Below are 16,494 nucleotides of genomic sequence, written 5' to 3' on the forward strand. Positions count from 1 at the left end.
ATATGAAAATAGCCATTGTCGGTACAGGATACGTCGGTTTGGTAACCGGAACCTGCTTTGCGGAAATCGGTGTCAACGTTATTTGCGTAGACACGAACAGTGAAAAGATAGAGTCACTGAAAAAGGGTGTTATTCCTATCTATGAAAATGGACTGGAAGAAATGGTTAGCCGGAATGTGAAAGCAGGACGCCTGCAATTCACCACGTCTCTGGAGAGTTGTCTGAATGAGGTGGAAGTGGTATTCAGTGCCGTAGGTACACCACCCGATGAGGATGGAAGTGCCGACTTGAGCTATGTGCTGGAAGTTGCCCGCACCATTGGACGCAATATGCAGAAATATGTGTTGGTGGTAACCAAAAGTACCGTTCCCGTAGGTACTGCCAGAAAAGTGCGGGCTACCATTCAAGAAGAACTTGATAAGAGAGGGATGAACATTGACTTCGATGTCGCTTCGAATCCCGAGTTTCTGAAAGAAGGTAATGCTATCAACGATTTTATGAGTCCCGACCGTGTAGTGGTGGGAGTAGAGTCCGAACGAGCCAAGAAGATAATGAGCAAGCTCTACAAACCATTCCTGCTGAACAACTTCCGTGTCATCTTTATGGACATCCCTTCTGCAGAAATGACAAAGTATGCAGCTAACTCCATGCTTGCCACCCGCATCAGCTTCATGAACGACATTGCCAATTTGTGCGAATTGGTGGGAGCGGATGTAAACATGGTGCGCAGTGGTATCGGTTCGGATACCCGTATCGGACGCAAGTTCCTCTATCCGGGGATAGGTTACGGCGGTTCATGCTTCCCTAAGGATGTAAAGGCACTGATTAAAACGGCTGAACTGAGCGGCTACAAGATGCGTGTACTCCATGCAGTAGAGGAGGTGAACGAGAAACAGAAGAGTATCTTATTCGAAAAGTTGCAGAAGCATTTCAATAATGATTTGGAGGGAAAGACCATTGCCATTTGGGGGCTGGCCTTTAAACCCGAAACAGATGACATGCGTGAAGCCCCGGCTCTGGTATTGATTGACGAGTTGCTGAAGGCCGGTTGTAAAGTACGTGCCTACGACCCGGCTGCCATGAACGAATGCCGACGCCGCATAGGAGAAAGTATTTATTATGCGACAGATATGTATGATGCTGCGCTGGATGCAGATGCACTGATGCTGGTGACCGAATGGAAAGAATTCCGCCTGCCTTCATGGGCAGTCATCAAGAAAACTATGGAGCAGCCGTTGGTATTGGACGGACGTAACATTTATGACAAGAAAGATATGGAAGAACAAGGTTTCACATATCATTGCATCGGAAAATAAAGTTGCAGAAAAAAGAAAAGAAATAAATAGGGACGTTATGACAATAAAAGGAAGTGCGATTCTCATTGTACTTGTTGTCTCATTGGCCTCATGCAGCAACAGACAAACAGGAGAGGTTTCCGTAAAGGAAGACCTCATTGCAAAACAACTGTTACAAGGCATCTGGGTGAACGATGAAACAGAAATGCCGTTGATGCGCATCGAAGGGGATACGGTATATTATGCCAACCCGCAAAGCGCTCCCGTACCTTTCAAGGTTGTTCACGATACAATCTACATATACAGCAATGAACCGGTGGCCTATAAGATAGACCGTCAAACGGAATACAGCTTCTGGTTCCACTCGCTGGCCGACGAAGTAATTAAACTGCATAAATCAGAGAATGCGGAAGATTCTTTGGTTTTCACCAGTCGAGAAGTAGAGGTCATTTCTACTACTCCGGAAGTGATAAAGAAAGACAGTATCGTAACATACAAGAATACAAGATATAGGGGATATGTATATATCAACCCCTCAAAGATGAAGGTTTTCAAGACTTCCTATTCTGAAAATGGAATCAGTGTGGACAATGTGTATTATGATAATGTAATCCACATCTGTGTATACGAAGGGAAGAAGATGCTTTATGGCCAGGACATCACTAAAAAGATGTTTGCGGATATATTCCCTGCCGAAATGCTGGACCAGGCCATTCTTGCCGATATGAATTTCATGGGTGTGGATAGTAAGGGGTACCATTATCAGGCAACCCTCGGCATACCCGAAAGTTCCGTATACAATTTGGTAAATATGATTATTGGTTTTGACAATACAATGAACATAGAAAAAGCGGAATAAATCCGCTTTTTCTATTTCTTTTCTTCACCACAATGTTTATTTCTTCTCGCCGCCATTCTGTGGACGTTTGGCTCTGGGCTTTCCACCTTTACTGTTGTTACGGCCGTTCTTGTTTCCTCCTGGCTTACGTCCGTTTCCACGGCCGCCCCGTCTTCCTCCGTCAAATGCTCTCGGCTTGTATTCGGGGGCTTCGCCCAGCTCCTCGGGAACCGGTATCTTATAGATGTCCCTATCCAGGAATTTTTCGATATTCTTAAAGTTCCCCTGCTCCTTTTCGGAAACGAAAGTGATGGCTACGCCGTCATTATTGGCACGCGCCGTACGTCCGATGCGGTGCACATAATCTTCACTGTCGTGGGGAACGTCATAGTTTATCACCAGACGGATGTCATCGATATCAATACCTCTCGCAACGATATCTGTAGCTACCAGGATATTGATACGTCCTGCCTTGAATTCGTACATCACTTCTTCGCGCTGTGCCTGCTCTAAATCGGAGTGCATTTCACCAACGTTCAGTTTCATCTGCTTCAAGGCTTTGGTCACTTCCTTCACTTTCAGTTTGGAAGAAGCAAAGATGATGACGCGTTCCGGCGTCTCCTCTGCAAAGAGGCTACGGATGATGCCCAGCTTCTGATTCTCGTAGCAGACATAGGCTGCCTGCACAATCTTTTCCGCTGGTTTGGAAACCGCCAACTTCACTTCGGCGGGATTGTTCAGAATGTTGCCAGCCAACTGTTGTATCTTGGCAGGCATGGTAGCAGAGAACATAATGGTCTGCCGCTCTTTAGGGAGAAACTTGACAATCTGCATAATGTCATCATAGAATCCCATATCCAGCATCCGGTCTGCTTCATCCAAAATAAAATAAGAGACACGGGAAAGATCTACATAACCAAGGCTAAGATGGGCTATCAAACGCCCCGGGGTAGCAATAACGACATCAGCACCCAGTGTCAACCCTCTTTTCTGCTGCTCGAACAGTATTCCGTCATTACCGCCATACACAGCCACGCTGGAAACCGGCATGAAATAAGAGAAACCTTCCATCTGTTGGTCTATCTGTTGCGCCAACTCGCGGGTAGGAGCCATGACAATGCAATTGATGGCATCGGCAGGGTGTCCGCCCTCTGAAAGCTTGTTCAATATAGGCAACAAATATGCGGCTGTTTTTCCCGTTCCGGTTTGTGCCACTGCTATTAAATCTCGACCTTCGAGTATGACGGGAATTGATTTTTCTTGTATGGGGGTGCACTCTTCAAAGCGCATGGCATCCAGTGCCTCCAGCACATCGCCATTTAAATGTAGTTCTGAAAACTTCATGTATCTCTTTTAAATTTGCGTACAAAGATAGGAAAAAGACTTATAAAATAGACTCTTACAGTAAAAAAATAAGCCCTTGGGACAATAATTATCTCAAGGGCTTGCAAATTTGTTTCAAGCATCTGCCTTCAACGGGGAATATCAATGTATGAATCCTTAAATCCCAGAAAGTAAAGTACGCCATCTAAGCCGATGGTGTTGATGGATTGCTTGGCATTGGCAACTACTTTGGGCTTTGCATGGAAAGCGATTCCAAGGCCGGCAATTCCCAGCATGGGCAGGTCGTTGGCACCGTCGCCCACAGCAATAGTCTGCGCAATATCCACTTTCTCCACCTGAGCTATCAAACGCAGCAACTCCGCCTTACGCTTACCGTCGACTACATCACCGAGATAGCGGCCGGTCAGTTTGCCATCCTCTATTTCCAGCTCGTTGGCATACACATAGTCTATACCGTACTTCTTCTGGAGGTACTGCCCGAAGTAGGTAAACCCTCCCGAAAGAATAGCTATCTTGTAACCGTATTTCTTCAAAACATACATCAGGCGATCCACACCTTCCGTAATGGGAAGATTCTCTGCAATCTCCTGCATCACGGACTCATCCAATCCTTTCAACAAAGCCACTCGTTCGCGAAAGCTCTCGATGAAATCTATCTCACCACGCATGGCACGTTCGGTAATGGCCTTCACCTGGTCGCCCACACCTGCACGTATGGCCAATTCATCAATCACTTCCGTTTCAATCAGCGTAGAGTCCATATCGAAGCAAATGAGGCGGCGCATCCGGCGGTACATATTGTCCAACTGGAAAGAGAAATCCATTTCCAGTTCGGTTGCCAGTTTCATTAACTGTTCTTGCATGGCAATACGGTCTTTCGGAGTGCCACGAACGGAAAATTCGATGCAGGCGCGTGTACGCGATTCGCATTCGTCCAGCGGGATACGTCCTGTAAGGCGCTTGATGGCATCGATATTCATGCCTTGCTCTGCAAGAATACGGGTAACGGCAGATATTTGACGGGCAGACAACTTACGCCCCAATAAAGTAAGAATATAGCGGTTCTTTCCCTGCATATTCACCCAATCCTCGTACTCTTTGGTAGTAATGGGGTAGAAACGGACAGTCACTCCCAGGGAGGAAGCCTTGAAAAGCAGTTCCTTCATAATGAACCCCGAGTGTTGTTCTTCCGTCTTGCACAAAATGCCCAACGAAAGAGTATTGTGAATATCTGCCTGGCCAATATCCAGAATGGTAGCATCATATTTCGCCAGAATTTCCGTCACGGAAGCTGTCAGTCCCGGACGGTCTTCACCCGTAATACGTATCAGGATGAGTTCAGTGTTCAATGGTTGCATAAGTCATCTTTTTGATAGAATAATAGGCTACAAAAGTAAGGAAAATTCCCGCTATTTATGCTAAATAACATAAAAATATGCCTCTAAAAAGTGAGAAAAATGCTTGTTTATTTGGAAGTTTGTTTAGGAATTACTTACCTTTGCACCCGATTTCAGAATTAAAAGCTTTGATTATCAGTGTCTTTATCACTATTCAAGGCTTTGACAAGACGATGTTCCGGGAAGAAATCACTGTTGAAGGACAGTCCCGGATAGTATTAACCAAAACCGTGCCGCATGAAATATGCAAAATGGATTTTTGTTGTATTACTAATAAGTTCCTTGACTTCTTTTGTAGAAAAAGACAAACCTACCGGAGGTTTGAATGTGGGTGACATGGCCCCGGATTTCAAAATCCAAACCATGTCGGCAGAGCAATCCCAAACCGAACTTTCAGACTTGAGAGGAAAGTATGTATTGCTCAGTTTTTGGGCAAGTTACGACGCGCAGTCCCGGATGCAAAACGCAAGTTTGAGCAATGCGCTTCGCTCTACTGCCCGCAACAATGTGAAGATGGTTTCAGTTTCATTCGATGAGTATCAGTCAATCTTTGAAGAAACCATCCGTAAGGACCAAATAGTTACGCCCACTTGTTTCGTGGAAACTAAAGGCGAATATTCCGGCCTCTTTAAGAAATATCGCTTGGGCCGCGGATTCACTAACTATTTACTGGATGATAATGGTGTAATTATTGCCAAAAACATCTCTGCTGCAGAACTTTCCGCTTACTTGAATTAAGCTTGCTGATGCCCGGTGCATACAACAGCAACTTAAAGAACCTGTAAGACGAAAGTGAGGGTGTTCCCTAGAAACCGACGTCTCTTTCCGGCAAAAAAGGGAACAGAACAAAAGAGGAAAATGAATACAACAAAAAGCCCCTCCCGCACTTGTACAACGCAAGAGTGGGAGGGCTTCTTATTTTAATGGGCTTCCAGAGACAAACATCCTAAACCTCTGCTTTAGTACGCCAAACCTCAACTTGAGCAAGCTGAAGTAGAGGTTTAGAATGCTTATTTCGGCGCTTTCCTATATAGATAGAATGCAATGAAGGCATACATTATATTCGGTATCCACACAGCGATGACCGGAGGCATGTTGCCGTTCACGGCAAATGTGGAAGCAATGGTCTGAAACAGAATATAAGAGAAACTCAATGCCAAGCCTATACCTAAATGCAATCCCATTCCACCTTTCGTTTTCTTGGAAGACAAAGACACTCCAATCAGCGTCAGGATAAAGGAGGCAAACGACATGGCAATGCGTTTGTGGTACTCTATCTCAAATTCCTTAATGTTGGCAAAGCCGCGTTGCCGCTGCCTGTTGATGTACTCGCTCAGCTGAGGGCTGGTCAACATCTCCTGCTGGTTCTTCATAATCAGGAAGTCGGCAGGCTCCATAAAAAGGGTAGTGTCTATGCGGTCACCCTTCGTGATACTCTCTTTCATGCCATCCATCTGGCGAATCATATAATCCTTGATTTTCCACTTATGCACGGCCGTCGTGTCGTAGGTAATGGAACGGGCTGTAAGGTGGGAGACCAGTTGCTTGTCATTGAACTTGTCCAAAGAAAAGCGATAACCGGTCTTGCTGTAGTCTTCAAAACGTTCGATATAGGCAATTACCCCCGAATCCACTTCCAGCTGGATGTTCCGTGCCGTATTCGCCTTACGGGGTTTGTAGTACTTGTCCTCAAAATTGATACGTGTCACACTGCCTTTGGGAATGACATAAGACCCGAGGCAGAACGTCACTACCGCAATGATTGCCGCAGATACCATATAAGGGCGCAACATACGCTTGAAACTCATTCCCGTAGAGAACATGGCAATAATCTCCGAGTTCTCCGCCAGTTTGGAAGTAAAGAAGATTACGGCGATAAATACAAACAGCGGACTGAACAGATTGGCAAAGTAGGGGATGAAGTTCAGATAATAATCAAAGACAATAGCATTCCACGGCGCTTCATGAGACATGAAGCGGTCCATCTTCTCGTTGAAGTCGAACACCACCGCAATGGAGATAATCAATGCGATGGCAAAGACATATGTACCCAGGAACTTCTTAATAATGTACCAGTCCAGCCGCTTCAGGAATTTACCTCTCGGCAGCTTTATATTCTTCCATATCCTCCAGTTCATTTTTCTCATAATCTTGTCGATACGCGTTTCACCATCATCGGTTTCCAGATAGCAAAGTCGCCTGCAATGATATGCTTACGTGCCTCGCCTGCCAGCCACAGATAGAAAGCCAAGTTGTGGATAGATGCTATCTGCATGGCAAGCAGCTCTTGTGCATGGAACAGATGGCGCAAGTATGCCTTGCTGTACATGGTATCTACGTAGGAGGCACCGTCTGCTTCAATGGGAGAGAAATCCGTTTCCCATTTCTTGTTGCGCATATTCATGATACCGTCCTTGGTAAACAGCATGCCGTTACGTCCGTTGCGGGTAGGCATCACGCAGTCGAACATATCGACACCGCGTTCAATGCCTTCCAGGATATTTACCGGAGTCCCGACTCCCATCAGATAGCGAGGCTTGTCTTTGGGAAGAATCCCGTTCACCAACTCAATCATCTCGTACATCTTGTCTACAGGCTCGCCCACAGCCAGACCTCCGATGGCATTACCGTCAGCACCTTTAGAGGCAACAAATTCTGCCGACTGCTCGCGGAGGTCGCGATAGACGCAGCCCTGCACAATGGGGAATAGGGATTGCTGATAACCGTACTTCGGCTCCGTTTCATTAAAACGCTTGATACAACGGTCCAGCCAGCGATGTGTCAGTCCCAGTGATTTCTTGGCATATTCGTAGTCCGAATCCCCCGGAGGACATTCATCAAAGGCCATCATGATGTCTGCACCGATAGTACGTTCTATATCCATCACCTTCTCCGGCGTAAAGATATGCTTGCTGCCGTCGATGTGCGAACGGAATTCCGCACCTTCTTCGCGCAACTTGCGGATACCGGACAACGAGAACACCTGGAAGCCGCCACTGTCTGTCAGCATAGGACGGTCAAAGCCGTTGAACTTATGCAGTCCACCGGCTTTTTCTATCACTTCCAGTCCCGGACGCAGATAAAGATGATAGGTATTACCCAATATAATCTGCGCCTTTATATCCTCTTTCAGCTCAGGCAGATGCACGCCTTTCACTGTTCCCACTGTACCTACCGGCATAAAGATAGGTGTCTCAATCTGCCCGTGGTCAGTAGTAATCAGTCCGGCACGTGCATTGGTCTTGCTGTCTGTATATTGTAACTCGAATGTCATTCCTCTTTCTTTTCGGTCTTTTCTTTCTTTACGGACAAGTCGATGGCATCGGCTACTTTTTCATCAGTCAGCGCAATGGCAAACACTTCCTTAATATCTTTCACATAGTGGAAAGTCAGTCCTTTCAGATATATATCCTGTATCTCTTCTATATTCTTGCGGTTCTCGTCGCTCAAGATAATCTCCTTGATACCGGCACGCTTGGCAGCCAGTATCTTCTCCTTGATGCCTCCTACTGGAAGTACCTTACCGCGAAGTGTTATCTCTCCCGTCATGGCAAGATTGGCCTTCACCTTTTTCTGGGTGAGGGCAGAAGCGAGGGAGGTAGCCATCGTGATACCGGCAGACGGACCGTCTTTCGGAATGGCGCCTTCGGGCACATGGACATGGATGTTCCAGTTATCAAAAATCTCTTCGTCAAGATTCAGCAGGGAGGCATGCGCCTTGATGTATTCCAATGCCAGCATGGCCGACTCTTTCATTACATCACCCAAATTGCCGGTCAATGTCAAACGTCCACCCTTGCCACGGCTCAAGCTGGTTTCCACGAAAAGTATTTCACCACCTACGGCAGTCCACGCCAGACCGGTCACCACCCCTGCATACTCATTACCCTGATACTTGTCCCGGGTATATTCGGGTGCACCCAGGAATTCATACAAGTCTCCCGGTTTTATTTCGGTCTTCGCAAAATAACCGTCCGTAGCATATTGGCGTGCAGATTTACGGAGTATCTTTCCGATTTTCTTTTCCAGTTCGCGCACGCCGCTCTCACGGGTATAATTCTCTATAATGGCTTCCAGTGTGTTCTTCGGAATCTTGATATCATTCTTTTTCATACCGTTTGCCTCCAATTCCTTCGGAACCAGATGGCGGCGGGCAATCTCAATCTTTTCTTCCGTGATATAGCCGCTTACCTCAATCAGCTCCATACGGTCCAGCAACGGTCCGGGGATGGTATTCAGATTATTGGCAGTAGCGATGAACATCACTTTGGACAAATCATAGTCCACATCCAGAAAGTTATCATGGAATGTAGTATTCTGTTCCGGGTCGAGCACTTCGAGGAGGGCAGAGGAGGGGTCTCCCTGGCGGTCGGCACTCACCTTGTCTATTTCATCCAGAATAAATACCGGATTGGAGGAGCCTGCCTTTATCAGATTCTTGATAATCCGTCCCGGCATGGCACCGATATAGGTTTTACGATGACCGCGAATCTCAGCTTCATCATGCACGCCTCCCAGCGACATACGGATATACTTACGCTTCAAAGCGGCAGCAATGGAACGCCCCAAAGAGGTTTTTCCCACACCTGGAGGGCCATACAGACAGATGATGGGGGACTTCATATCGCCCTTCAGCTTTAATACAGCAAGATGTTCCAGAATGCGTTCCTTCACCTTCTCCAAACCATAATGGTCTTTGTTCAGTGTCTTTTCTGCATTGACAAGGCTCAGATTATCCGTCGTATAAATGCCCCACGGTAAACTAAGCATCGTCTGCAGATAGTTCAGCTGCACGCTATAGTCGGGAGACTGGGGATGGGTACGTTCCAACTTATCCACCTCTTTCAGGAACGTAGCCTTCACCTCATCATTCCATTTGATGGTCTCCGCCTTCTTACGCATCTCCTCTATTTCCTGCTCTTGACCGCCGCCACCCAGCTCATCCTGAATGGTTTTAATCTGCTGCTGCAGGAAATACTCACGCTGCTGCTGGTCTATATCCTCACGTGCACGCATCTGGATAGACTCTTTGATTTCGGCAAGCTGCACTTCACGATTCAGAATCTCAAGCAGGCGGTAGGTACGCGCCCGCAAAGAGTCGATACGGAGCAGTTCTATCTTTTCGTCTTTCTTGAGTGGCAGGTTCGTACAGATAAAGTCTACCAAAAACATTGGATTGGTAATGTTCTTGATGGCAAATGCCGAATCCTGCGGAAACATATCGGATGACTTGATGTAGCGTACTGTCAAGTCTTTACACGCCTCTACCAATGCATGGAATTCCTTGTCATTCTTCTCCGGAAGTTCTTCATTCAGCGTAGCTATCCGTCCCTTCAGATAAGGAGTCGTATCCGTAATCTCCTTCAGTTCCATACGTTTGGAGCCTTGCAGAATGACTGTAGTTGTCTGGTCTGGCATTTCAAGCACACGTACTATCTTGGCAACTGTACCGATGGTATGTAAATCCTCAAACAGAGGTGTCTCTGTTTCAGCCACCTTTTGGCATACAACAGCTATATAAGAATTTTTCTTTTCTGCTTCACGCACCAATTTGAGGGAAGATTTTCTTCCTACAGATACCGGCATAAACACCCCAGGGAACAATACCATATTTCGGAGAGGCAATATCGGTAAAACCTCTTCTACCTCAATGTCCATCAATTGTTCTTCATTCCCCTCAAAATCAGCAATTACAGAGAAAGCGTTTCCGCTTCTATCTTCGACATCACTCAGGTAATTTCTTTTCTTCATTTCTTTCTTTTTAGTTTATGTCATATTGGCAGGCCAATAAAGCGCCTGCAAAGTTAAGCTATTTCTTCATAAATAAACGTTCTTCACCCTTTAAAAAGACAAAAACAGTGCCAATTTTATGACAAATATGCAGGCTTTGATTATTTTTGAGCCCAATTAAAGAAGATAAACATGCCAAAATCATCTTTTAAGTTTAAACAATTTACCATATTTCATGATAAATGCGCCATGAAGGTCGGCACAGATGGTGTACTACTTGGGGCATGGGCCCCGGCAGACAAAGCAAAGCGTATACTGGACGTTGGAACCGGTACCGGATTAATAGCCTTACAGTTAGCGCAAAGGAATCCGCATGCCCGGATTACTGCAATCGAGATAGATGCGGCTGCAGCCGGACAAGCCACAGAAAATGTATCTCACTCTCCATGGGCCGATAGAGTAGAGGTCATATGTCATGATTTCCGAGATTATCAGCCGGAAAACAGATTTGACCTCATCGTTTCCAATCCTCCCTATTTTATAGATGCGTTGAAATGTCCTGACGAACAAAGGTGCACAGCACGGCATGCGGGCAATTTGAATTACGATTTACTGTTTCATCGTTCGGCATCTTTGCTTGAAGAGCAAGGAGTCGTAAGCATCATTATTCCAGCGGAAGCTGAAAAAACGGTTGTGGATACAGCTTGGAACCATAAGTTGTTTCCATTGCATCGTGTGCAAGTCTTCACCAAGCCCGGAAAACCGTGCAGACGGGTATTGCTGAACTTTGGTTTTGAAGCAAAAGAGTGTAGAGAAGAGAAACTCTGTATTGAGGTGAATCACAATGAGTTTACCCCTGAATATGTAGCTTTAACGAAAGATTTCTATCTGAAAATGTAATTTTAATTGCATAAAACTTGCCTAAATGTTTGGTTGGTATCAGAATTGTTTTTACCTTTGCACTCGCTTTTCAGAAGTAAAGTATTCGGGGTGTAGCGCAGTCCGGTTAGCGCACCTGCTTTGGGAGCAGGGGGTCGTGGGTTCGAATCCCGCTACCCCGACTGAAAGAAAATGCAATCAACTAATTTATAGTTGGTTGCATTTTTCTTTCTCTGTATTTTTCTCTGTATTCTTAGAATAACACCATACCATACTTCATAATAGGATGTAATAGGAATAGTTCGGATTAGTAATAAATTCCATATTTGCACAAATCAATTTACGCATACTGTCGAAATGAACATATTCTTAATTAATCAACTATAATACAGAAAGTTAAACAATACACTAAAAAATTATAATTACGCACTTATCTTACGCACTTTTTTGCGCACCTAAATTTGCGCAAAGACAATAAAAAGAGTAACCCCGAAAAACGAGATTACTCCCTCAAAAAAGATAATGAATAAAGAAGTATCACCATACTTCTCTAGTACTTAAAGAATCATATACAACTTTGAATAAGTCAATTTTACCCATTGTCATATATCAATAAATATCTCATTCATTTTCATATCACGCATATATCTTTCCGAATAAGACATCGGTGAAGGATTGAGATAATAACCCCTACATACGTGAGGCAAACCATTTTCTTTTAAGCAATCTTCAAAGAAAGCATCAATCAAAGAAATTACGGAAGTACATGAAGATACTTCGCAAATAGACACCTTCTGTTGGTATTTAACCGATATTTCTGATACAAAACTTTTTAAAGTAGTAAAATCGCACTGTTCTTTACGCTTATTAAAATTGACGACAGCAAAGGTAAGCAAATAGCCCTCATTCATGCAGTAACCGAATATTGGAATATAACGGAAATCTTTTTTCATAATATCCGTTTGTAGTTCTTTTATTACTCCTTTCTCTACGCAATCAATATCATTAACTCCTATCAACGCAAATCCATACCGCAAGTATCGCCACAAATTTTCAACAACAATTTCATCAAATGGCATTAATGGATGATTATTATTGATGGAAGCCCCAAGTAATTTTTGCACAAAGTTCATACTTAAATATTTTATAATTTATATACATCCTATTACCAATACTCTAAAAGTGCAATTATGCCCCTATTAATTCATCATTTGCATTGCACTGATAGACTTTTCTTTTCTCCTCTCATATTCACGCACAAGACTTTCATCTCCTGTCGCCCTTGCAATTTCAACAGCCCTCTGATATAGGATAACTATACGTTGTTTTAACGCCACACCACTCAACCCCGTATTCCCACCTCTTTCACGATATAGTTCGGCTAATTCATCAACAGTTTCACGTAACTCGTTTTCTATGTTAAGTAACTTCATTGTTAAATCATTTTGCCTGTTTCTTTCCTCTCTATCCCTATCAGATTCTTTATCTTCATCAGTGTCATAATTGTAATATTGCTCAGTTGTACTGGAGTTAATATTTGTCGGAATATAATCATATTCTGATGATTCATTGGAAAACATTCCCAATTTAAAGAATAAAACAAATACGCCACAAACTATTGACAGTATAAATACTCCTATTTTTGTGCCACTATTAAACGAAGACTGTGTTACTGGTTTCAAATCTTCTTGATTGTTATTTGATTTAAACTCTGACATGGGAAAACCACATTCGGGACATTCATTTGTGTCCTTTTCCACCATTGTAGAACATTCAGGGCATTGTGCTTTTGCCTTTTCTACAACAAGAGGAAAACCGCATTCTAAACATTTACTAACCGTTTTTTCTATCAATGCTCCACATTCGGGGCAAGATATTAATGTCTTTAATGAAATAGATGTAGATACACCACAATGTATGCAATTTTTCGATTTGTCAGAAATTTGTGCACCGCAATTGGAACAATTAATAAGTGCCATACTACTTATAGTTTATATAATTGGTAACTTGGGATTCAGTTCTCTAAAGAAAAAATTAAAAACAGAACATTAAAATGTATCATTCCCATCTTTATCTACAAAGCCTTTTTTATCACCTTTTGTAACAACCGCCAATCCCTCTGAAAAACTTTCAGTAAAATCATACTTACAAAGAATTGCTAATTCTCCTTTTTTGTTAATAAAACCTTCTTTGCCATCTTTATTAACACGAGCTAATCCTTCTGAAAAGCTACTAGCAAGATTGTAGATGCAAGAAATAACCATCTCTCCGTTTTTGTTGATAAAACCTTGTTTATTATCCTTTGCAACAACTGCTAATCCTTCTGAAAAACCCCAAGCCATGTCATAAATGCAGGGAATCACCAACACTCCTTTCTTGTCAATAAAGCCATACAACCCATCACCATTAGTTACCACTGCTAATCCTTCCGAGAAATCGCTACCCCAAAAAGCCTGTTCATAGGATGTTTTATACGTGCAAGGTATTACAACTTCCCCTTTTTTATTTATAAACCCAAACTTTCCATCCTGTAGTACTCTACACAAACCCTCTGAAAAGTTTCCAACCATATCATAGTTACAAGAAATAACCATCTCTCCCTTTGTATTAATAAAACCATTCATATCATTTTGCATAACCTCTGCCATGCCATCAGAAAAGTTCCCAACTCTATCATAAACACAAGGTATTACCTGCTTGCCTTTTTTATCAATAAACCCCTCCAATTCATCCACTCTTACTCTCGCTAATCCCTCAGAGAAGTTTTCTGCCATATTATAAACACAAGGAATCACTAATTCTCCTTTTTTGTTAATAAAGCCATACTTATTATCCTCCACAACTAACGCTAGCCCTTCAGAAAAACCCTCAAGAATATTCCATTTATCTTTTTCAGATATAATCAATGTTCCTTTTTTATTAATAAAACCATGTATCTCATCCGATTGAACTTTTGCCAAACCATCTGAAAAGGCATTAACATAATAACACTTTTCTATAGTTTTTCCAATCCCCCTCATATCAGCTTTATCATCCTGCATTTTCCAAATGACTATACTTATAATAGAAAACGCTAATACTGATAATAATATCAAACAGTTTTTTTTAGTCTTTGAACACCCTTTTGCAAGTGTAACTAAAGAATAACCGCATTTAGGGCAAACAGATGCCTTATCAGACACCATACTCCCACATCCTTCACATTTAATTAAAGCCATACTTACATTTATATATCGTTACTATATTAATTCACATCTCCAATGGTGTCTTTGCCATATTTATCAACAAAACCAATTTGCCCATACAAACTAATAACAGCTAAGCCATCTGAGAAATACGTATTATTAATAGGAGTATATTTGCATGGAATAATCTCCTTCCCTGTTACATCAATAAAACCTAATTTACCATCACGGGAAACAGCAGCCATCCCATCCGAGAAAGGTCCCATTGCTTCATATTCTTCAAATCTAATATTCCCCTTCGTATCAAGGAATTTGCAACAAGAGTTATTTTCTGACCATACACGAACAAAACCATTTGAAAAATCCTCAATTTCATTCCCTTCATTCCAATATGTATAATATTTCAATGGCACAACTTCCCTTCCTGTCTTGTCTATAAATCCCCAAAGAATATCATTAGTTCCCGAATACGTGCCAACAGCAAACATCCCATTGGAACAAGATTTTATTTCATCGCATCGATATGAAAAGATAGGATTTCCCTTTGTATCTATGATAGTCCATTCATCAGAATAAATATCAATTTTAACAGCAGCCAACCCTTCCGAAAAAGGAATCGCATTACTATATTTCAATGGAACAATTTCTCTTCCTGTTTTATCAATATACCCATGTCTGTTTTGATGTACACTATATACAGTAGCAAAACCATCACAAAAAGAGCCACATAAATTGTATTCTTCACACGATATTACCTGATTTCCCAATCTATCAATATAGCCGACAAAACCGTTATCCCCATTTTTTGCAAAAGCCAATCCTTCTGAGAAATCCTCAACCAAACCATATTTACAAGGAATAACCTGTTTACCTTTTTTATCAACAAATCCCCACTTATCATTTTCACATACAGCAACCAATCCTTCATGAAAATTTCTAAGAGGTTCACCGCCTAAACCCTCATCGACATAATTATAAATGCACGGAATACATTCTTTACCTTGCTTATCTATATATCCCCACATTCCATTTTTACATACAGCAGCCATTCCTTCATGAAACTCCCGTATTTCATCGTAACGATGAGTAGCAGCAATAAGCCCTGTAGATATACTGCTATTATCATTATTAAAAAATCTCCAAGTTCCTATAAAACCAACAACTAATACAACTATTAATGCAGCATATAAAAAAAAGTGTCTTCCAATAAAAGAGGTTGTATTAGTTCTCTTATTTTTCAATGGTTCTTCAATTTTTAATTTGTCATTATTTGTATCTGCATTTTTACAATACGATTTATTATTGATAATAGGAGTGCCACACTTGGGACAAGAACTCGCCTTATCAGATACCATATTCCCACATTTTGAACATTTAATTAAAGCCATAACCGCATTTATTAATCTATTAAACCTATAAAAACAAAAAACATAACAAAGAAGAACAATAGCCAAGAAGAAATCCCCACCCACAATCCTATTGAGTACCATTTATGAGCAGTATGTGATGCAAAAATTGCACCGTCAATATCACCTTTTCCCCATAAATCATCCACCCTATTGGCGTATATAAAACTTACAATAGCAAAAGGCAGACACCAAACAGTAAACAAAACGAGTGAAGCCAATCCCAACAAGACAGAATGAATCATATAAGATTGGGGGCGTAAGACATCTGGTATCGGGCTTTTTATATAGTCCCGATAACGCACTCTGTATTGAGGTTTTACAATAGCATTACCACAATGCGGACAAGATACCGCCTTGTCAGATGCTATTTGCCTGCATATATTACATTGAATCAACGCCATGGATTAGTATATTACA

Annotated in this window: 14 protein-coding genes and 1 tRNA gene; 5 read left to right on the forward strand and 10 right to left on the reverse strand. The window is 42.4% G+C overall.

The genetic code is table 11. From position 1 onward, the window contains the following. Positions 1–2: 2 nt before the first annotated feature. Together DWZ67_RS04960 and DWZ67_RS04965 are read left to right on the forward strand one after the other, a co-directional pair. Entirely contained in the window at positions 3–1,316 is a 1,314-nt protein-coding gene (locus tag DWZ67_RS04960; protein ID WP_005825480.1) for a UDP-glucose dehydrogenase family protein, read from the forward strand. 37 nt (positions 1,317–1,353) lie between these two features. Next, positions 1,354–2,154 carry a DUF4738 domain-containing protein gene (locus DWZ67_RS04965; RefSeq protein WP_005837141.1) on the forward strand — a complete coding sequence of 267 codons (801 nt, stop codon included), beginning with the start codon at positions 1,354–1,356 and terminating at the stop codon, positions 2,152–2,154. 36 nt (positions 2,155–2,190) lie between these two features. On the opposite strand, the gene DWZ67_RS04970 is transcribed toward DWZ67_RS04965, so the two are convergent. After that, positions 2,191–3,477, reverse strand: a complete 1,287-nt coding sequence (locus DWZ67_RS04970) for a DEAD/DEAH box helicase (RefSeq protein ID WP_044467634.1) — start codon at positions 3,475–3,477, stop codon at positions 2,191–2,193. A 128-nt stretch (positions 3,478–3,605) separates the two neighbouring features. Then, entirely contained in the window at positions 3,606–4,835 is a 1,230-nt protein-coding gene (gene serB, locus DWZ67_RS04975) for a phosphoserine phosphatase SerB (protein WP_005837143.1), read from the reverse strand. 276 nt (positions 4,836–5,111) lie between these two features. Here serB and DWZ67_RS04985 point away from each other — a divergent pair, with 276 nt between their 5' ends. Continuing rightward, positions 5,112–5,612, forward strand: coding sequence for a thioredoxin-like domain-containing protein (locus tag DWZ67_RS04985; protein WP_044467870.1), 501 nt, complete (start codon positions 5,112–5,114; stop codon positions 5,610–5,612). A 272-nt stretch (positions 5,613–5,884) separates the two neighbouring features. Here DWZ67_RS04985 and DWZ67_RS04990 read toward each other — a convergent pair whose 3' ends face one another. The 3 genes from DWZ67_RS04990 to lon are packed head-to-tail and all read right to left on the reverse strand — an operon-like array spanning position 5,885 to position 10,625. Continuing rightward, positions 5,885–7,021 (reverse strand): LptF/LptG family permease, encoded by a 1,137-nt coding sequence (locus DWZ67_RS04990; protein ID WP_005825471.1) that lies wholly within the window; start codon positions 7,019–7,021, stop codon positions 5,885–5,887. After that, entirely contained in the window at positions 7,018–8,148 is a 1,131-nt protein-coding gene (gene tgt / locus DWZ67_RS04995) for a tRNA guanosine(34) transglycosylase Tgt (RefSeq protein ID WP_120138261.1), read from the reverse strand. The genes DWZ67_RS04990 and tgt overlap by 4 nt, the downstream gene beginning before the upstream one ends. After that, positions 8,145–10,625, reverse strand: a complete 2,481-nt coding sequence (gene lon / locus DWZ67_RS05000) for an endopeptidase La (RefSeq protein ID WP_005825468.1) — start codon at positions 10,623–10,625, stop codon at positions 8,145–8,147. Before lon ends, tgt begins: the two co-directional genes overlap by 4 nt. A gap of 171 nt (positions 10,626–10,796) precedes the next feature. Between lon and DWZ67_RS05005 the strand changes: the two genes are divergently transcribed. Together DWZ67_RS05005 and DWZ67_RS05010 are read left to right on the forward strand one after the other, a co-directional pair. Then, the gene (locus DWZ67_RS05005; protein ID WP_005825467.1) at positions 10,797–11,504 is read left to right on the forward strand and encodes a tRNA1(Val) (adenine(37)-N6)-methyltransferase; all 708 of its coding nucleotides are present in this window, start codon (positions 10,797–10,799) and stop codon (positions 11,502–11,504) included. Between the two features lie 86 nt (positions 11,505–11,590). After that, positions 11,591–11,665 (forward strand) — tRNA-Pro (locus tag DWZ67_RS05010). A 420-nt stretch (positions 11,666–12,085) separates the two neighbouring features. On the opposite strand, the gene DWZ67_RS05015 is transcribed toward DWZ67_RS05010, so the two are convergent. The 5 genes from DWZ67_RS05015 to DWZ67_RS05035 all read right to left on the reverse strand — a co-directional run bounded on the left by DWZ67_RS05015 (position 12,086) and on the right by DWZ67_RS05035 (position 16,478). Beyond that, positions 12,086–12,616 (reverse strand): hypothetical protein, encoded by a 531-nt coding sequence (locus tag DWZ67_RS05015; RefSeq protein ID WP_120138263.1) that lies wholly within the window; start codon positions 12,614–12,616, stop codon positions 12,086–12,088. 66 nt (positions 12,617–12,682) lie between these two features. Further along, positions 12,683–13,462, reverse strand: a complete 780-nt coding sequence (locus tag DWZ67_RS05020; RefSeq protein WP_120138265.1) for a zinc ribbon domain-containing protein — start codon at positions 13,460–13,462, stop codon at positions 12,683–12,685. Between the two features lie 69 nt (positions 13,463–13,531). Continuing rightward, positions 13,532–14,701 (reverse strand): WG repeat-containing protein, encoded by a 1,170-nt coding sequence (locus DWZ67_RS05025; RefSeq protein WP_120138267.1) that lies wholly within the window; start codon positions 14,699–14,701, stop codon positions 13,532–13,534. 26 nt (positions 14,702–14,727) lie between these two features. Then, complete coding sequence (locus DWZ67_RS05030) at positions 14,728–16,056, reverse strand: WG repeat-containing protein (RefSeq protein ID WP_165852458.1); 1,329 nt, start codon at positions 16,054–16,056, stop codon at positions 14,728–14,730. A gap of 11 nt (positions 16,057–16,067) precedes the next feature. Then, positions 16,068–16,478, reverse strand: coding sequence for a CD225/dispanin family protein (locus DWZ67_RS05035; protein ID WP_120138271.1), 411 nt, complete (start codon positions 16,476–16,478; stop codon positions 16,068–16,070). Between the last annotated feature and the right edge of the window lie 16 nt (positions 16,479–16,494).

The organism is Bacteroides sp. AF34-31BH, assembly GCF_003602795.1.
Classification (GTDB): Bacteria; Bacteroidota; Bacteroidia; order Bacteroidales; family Bacteroidaceae; genus Bacteroides; species Bacteroides uniformis.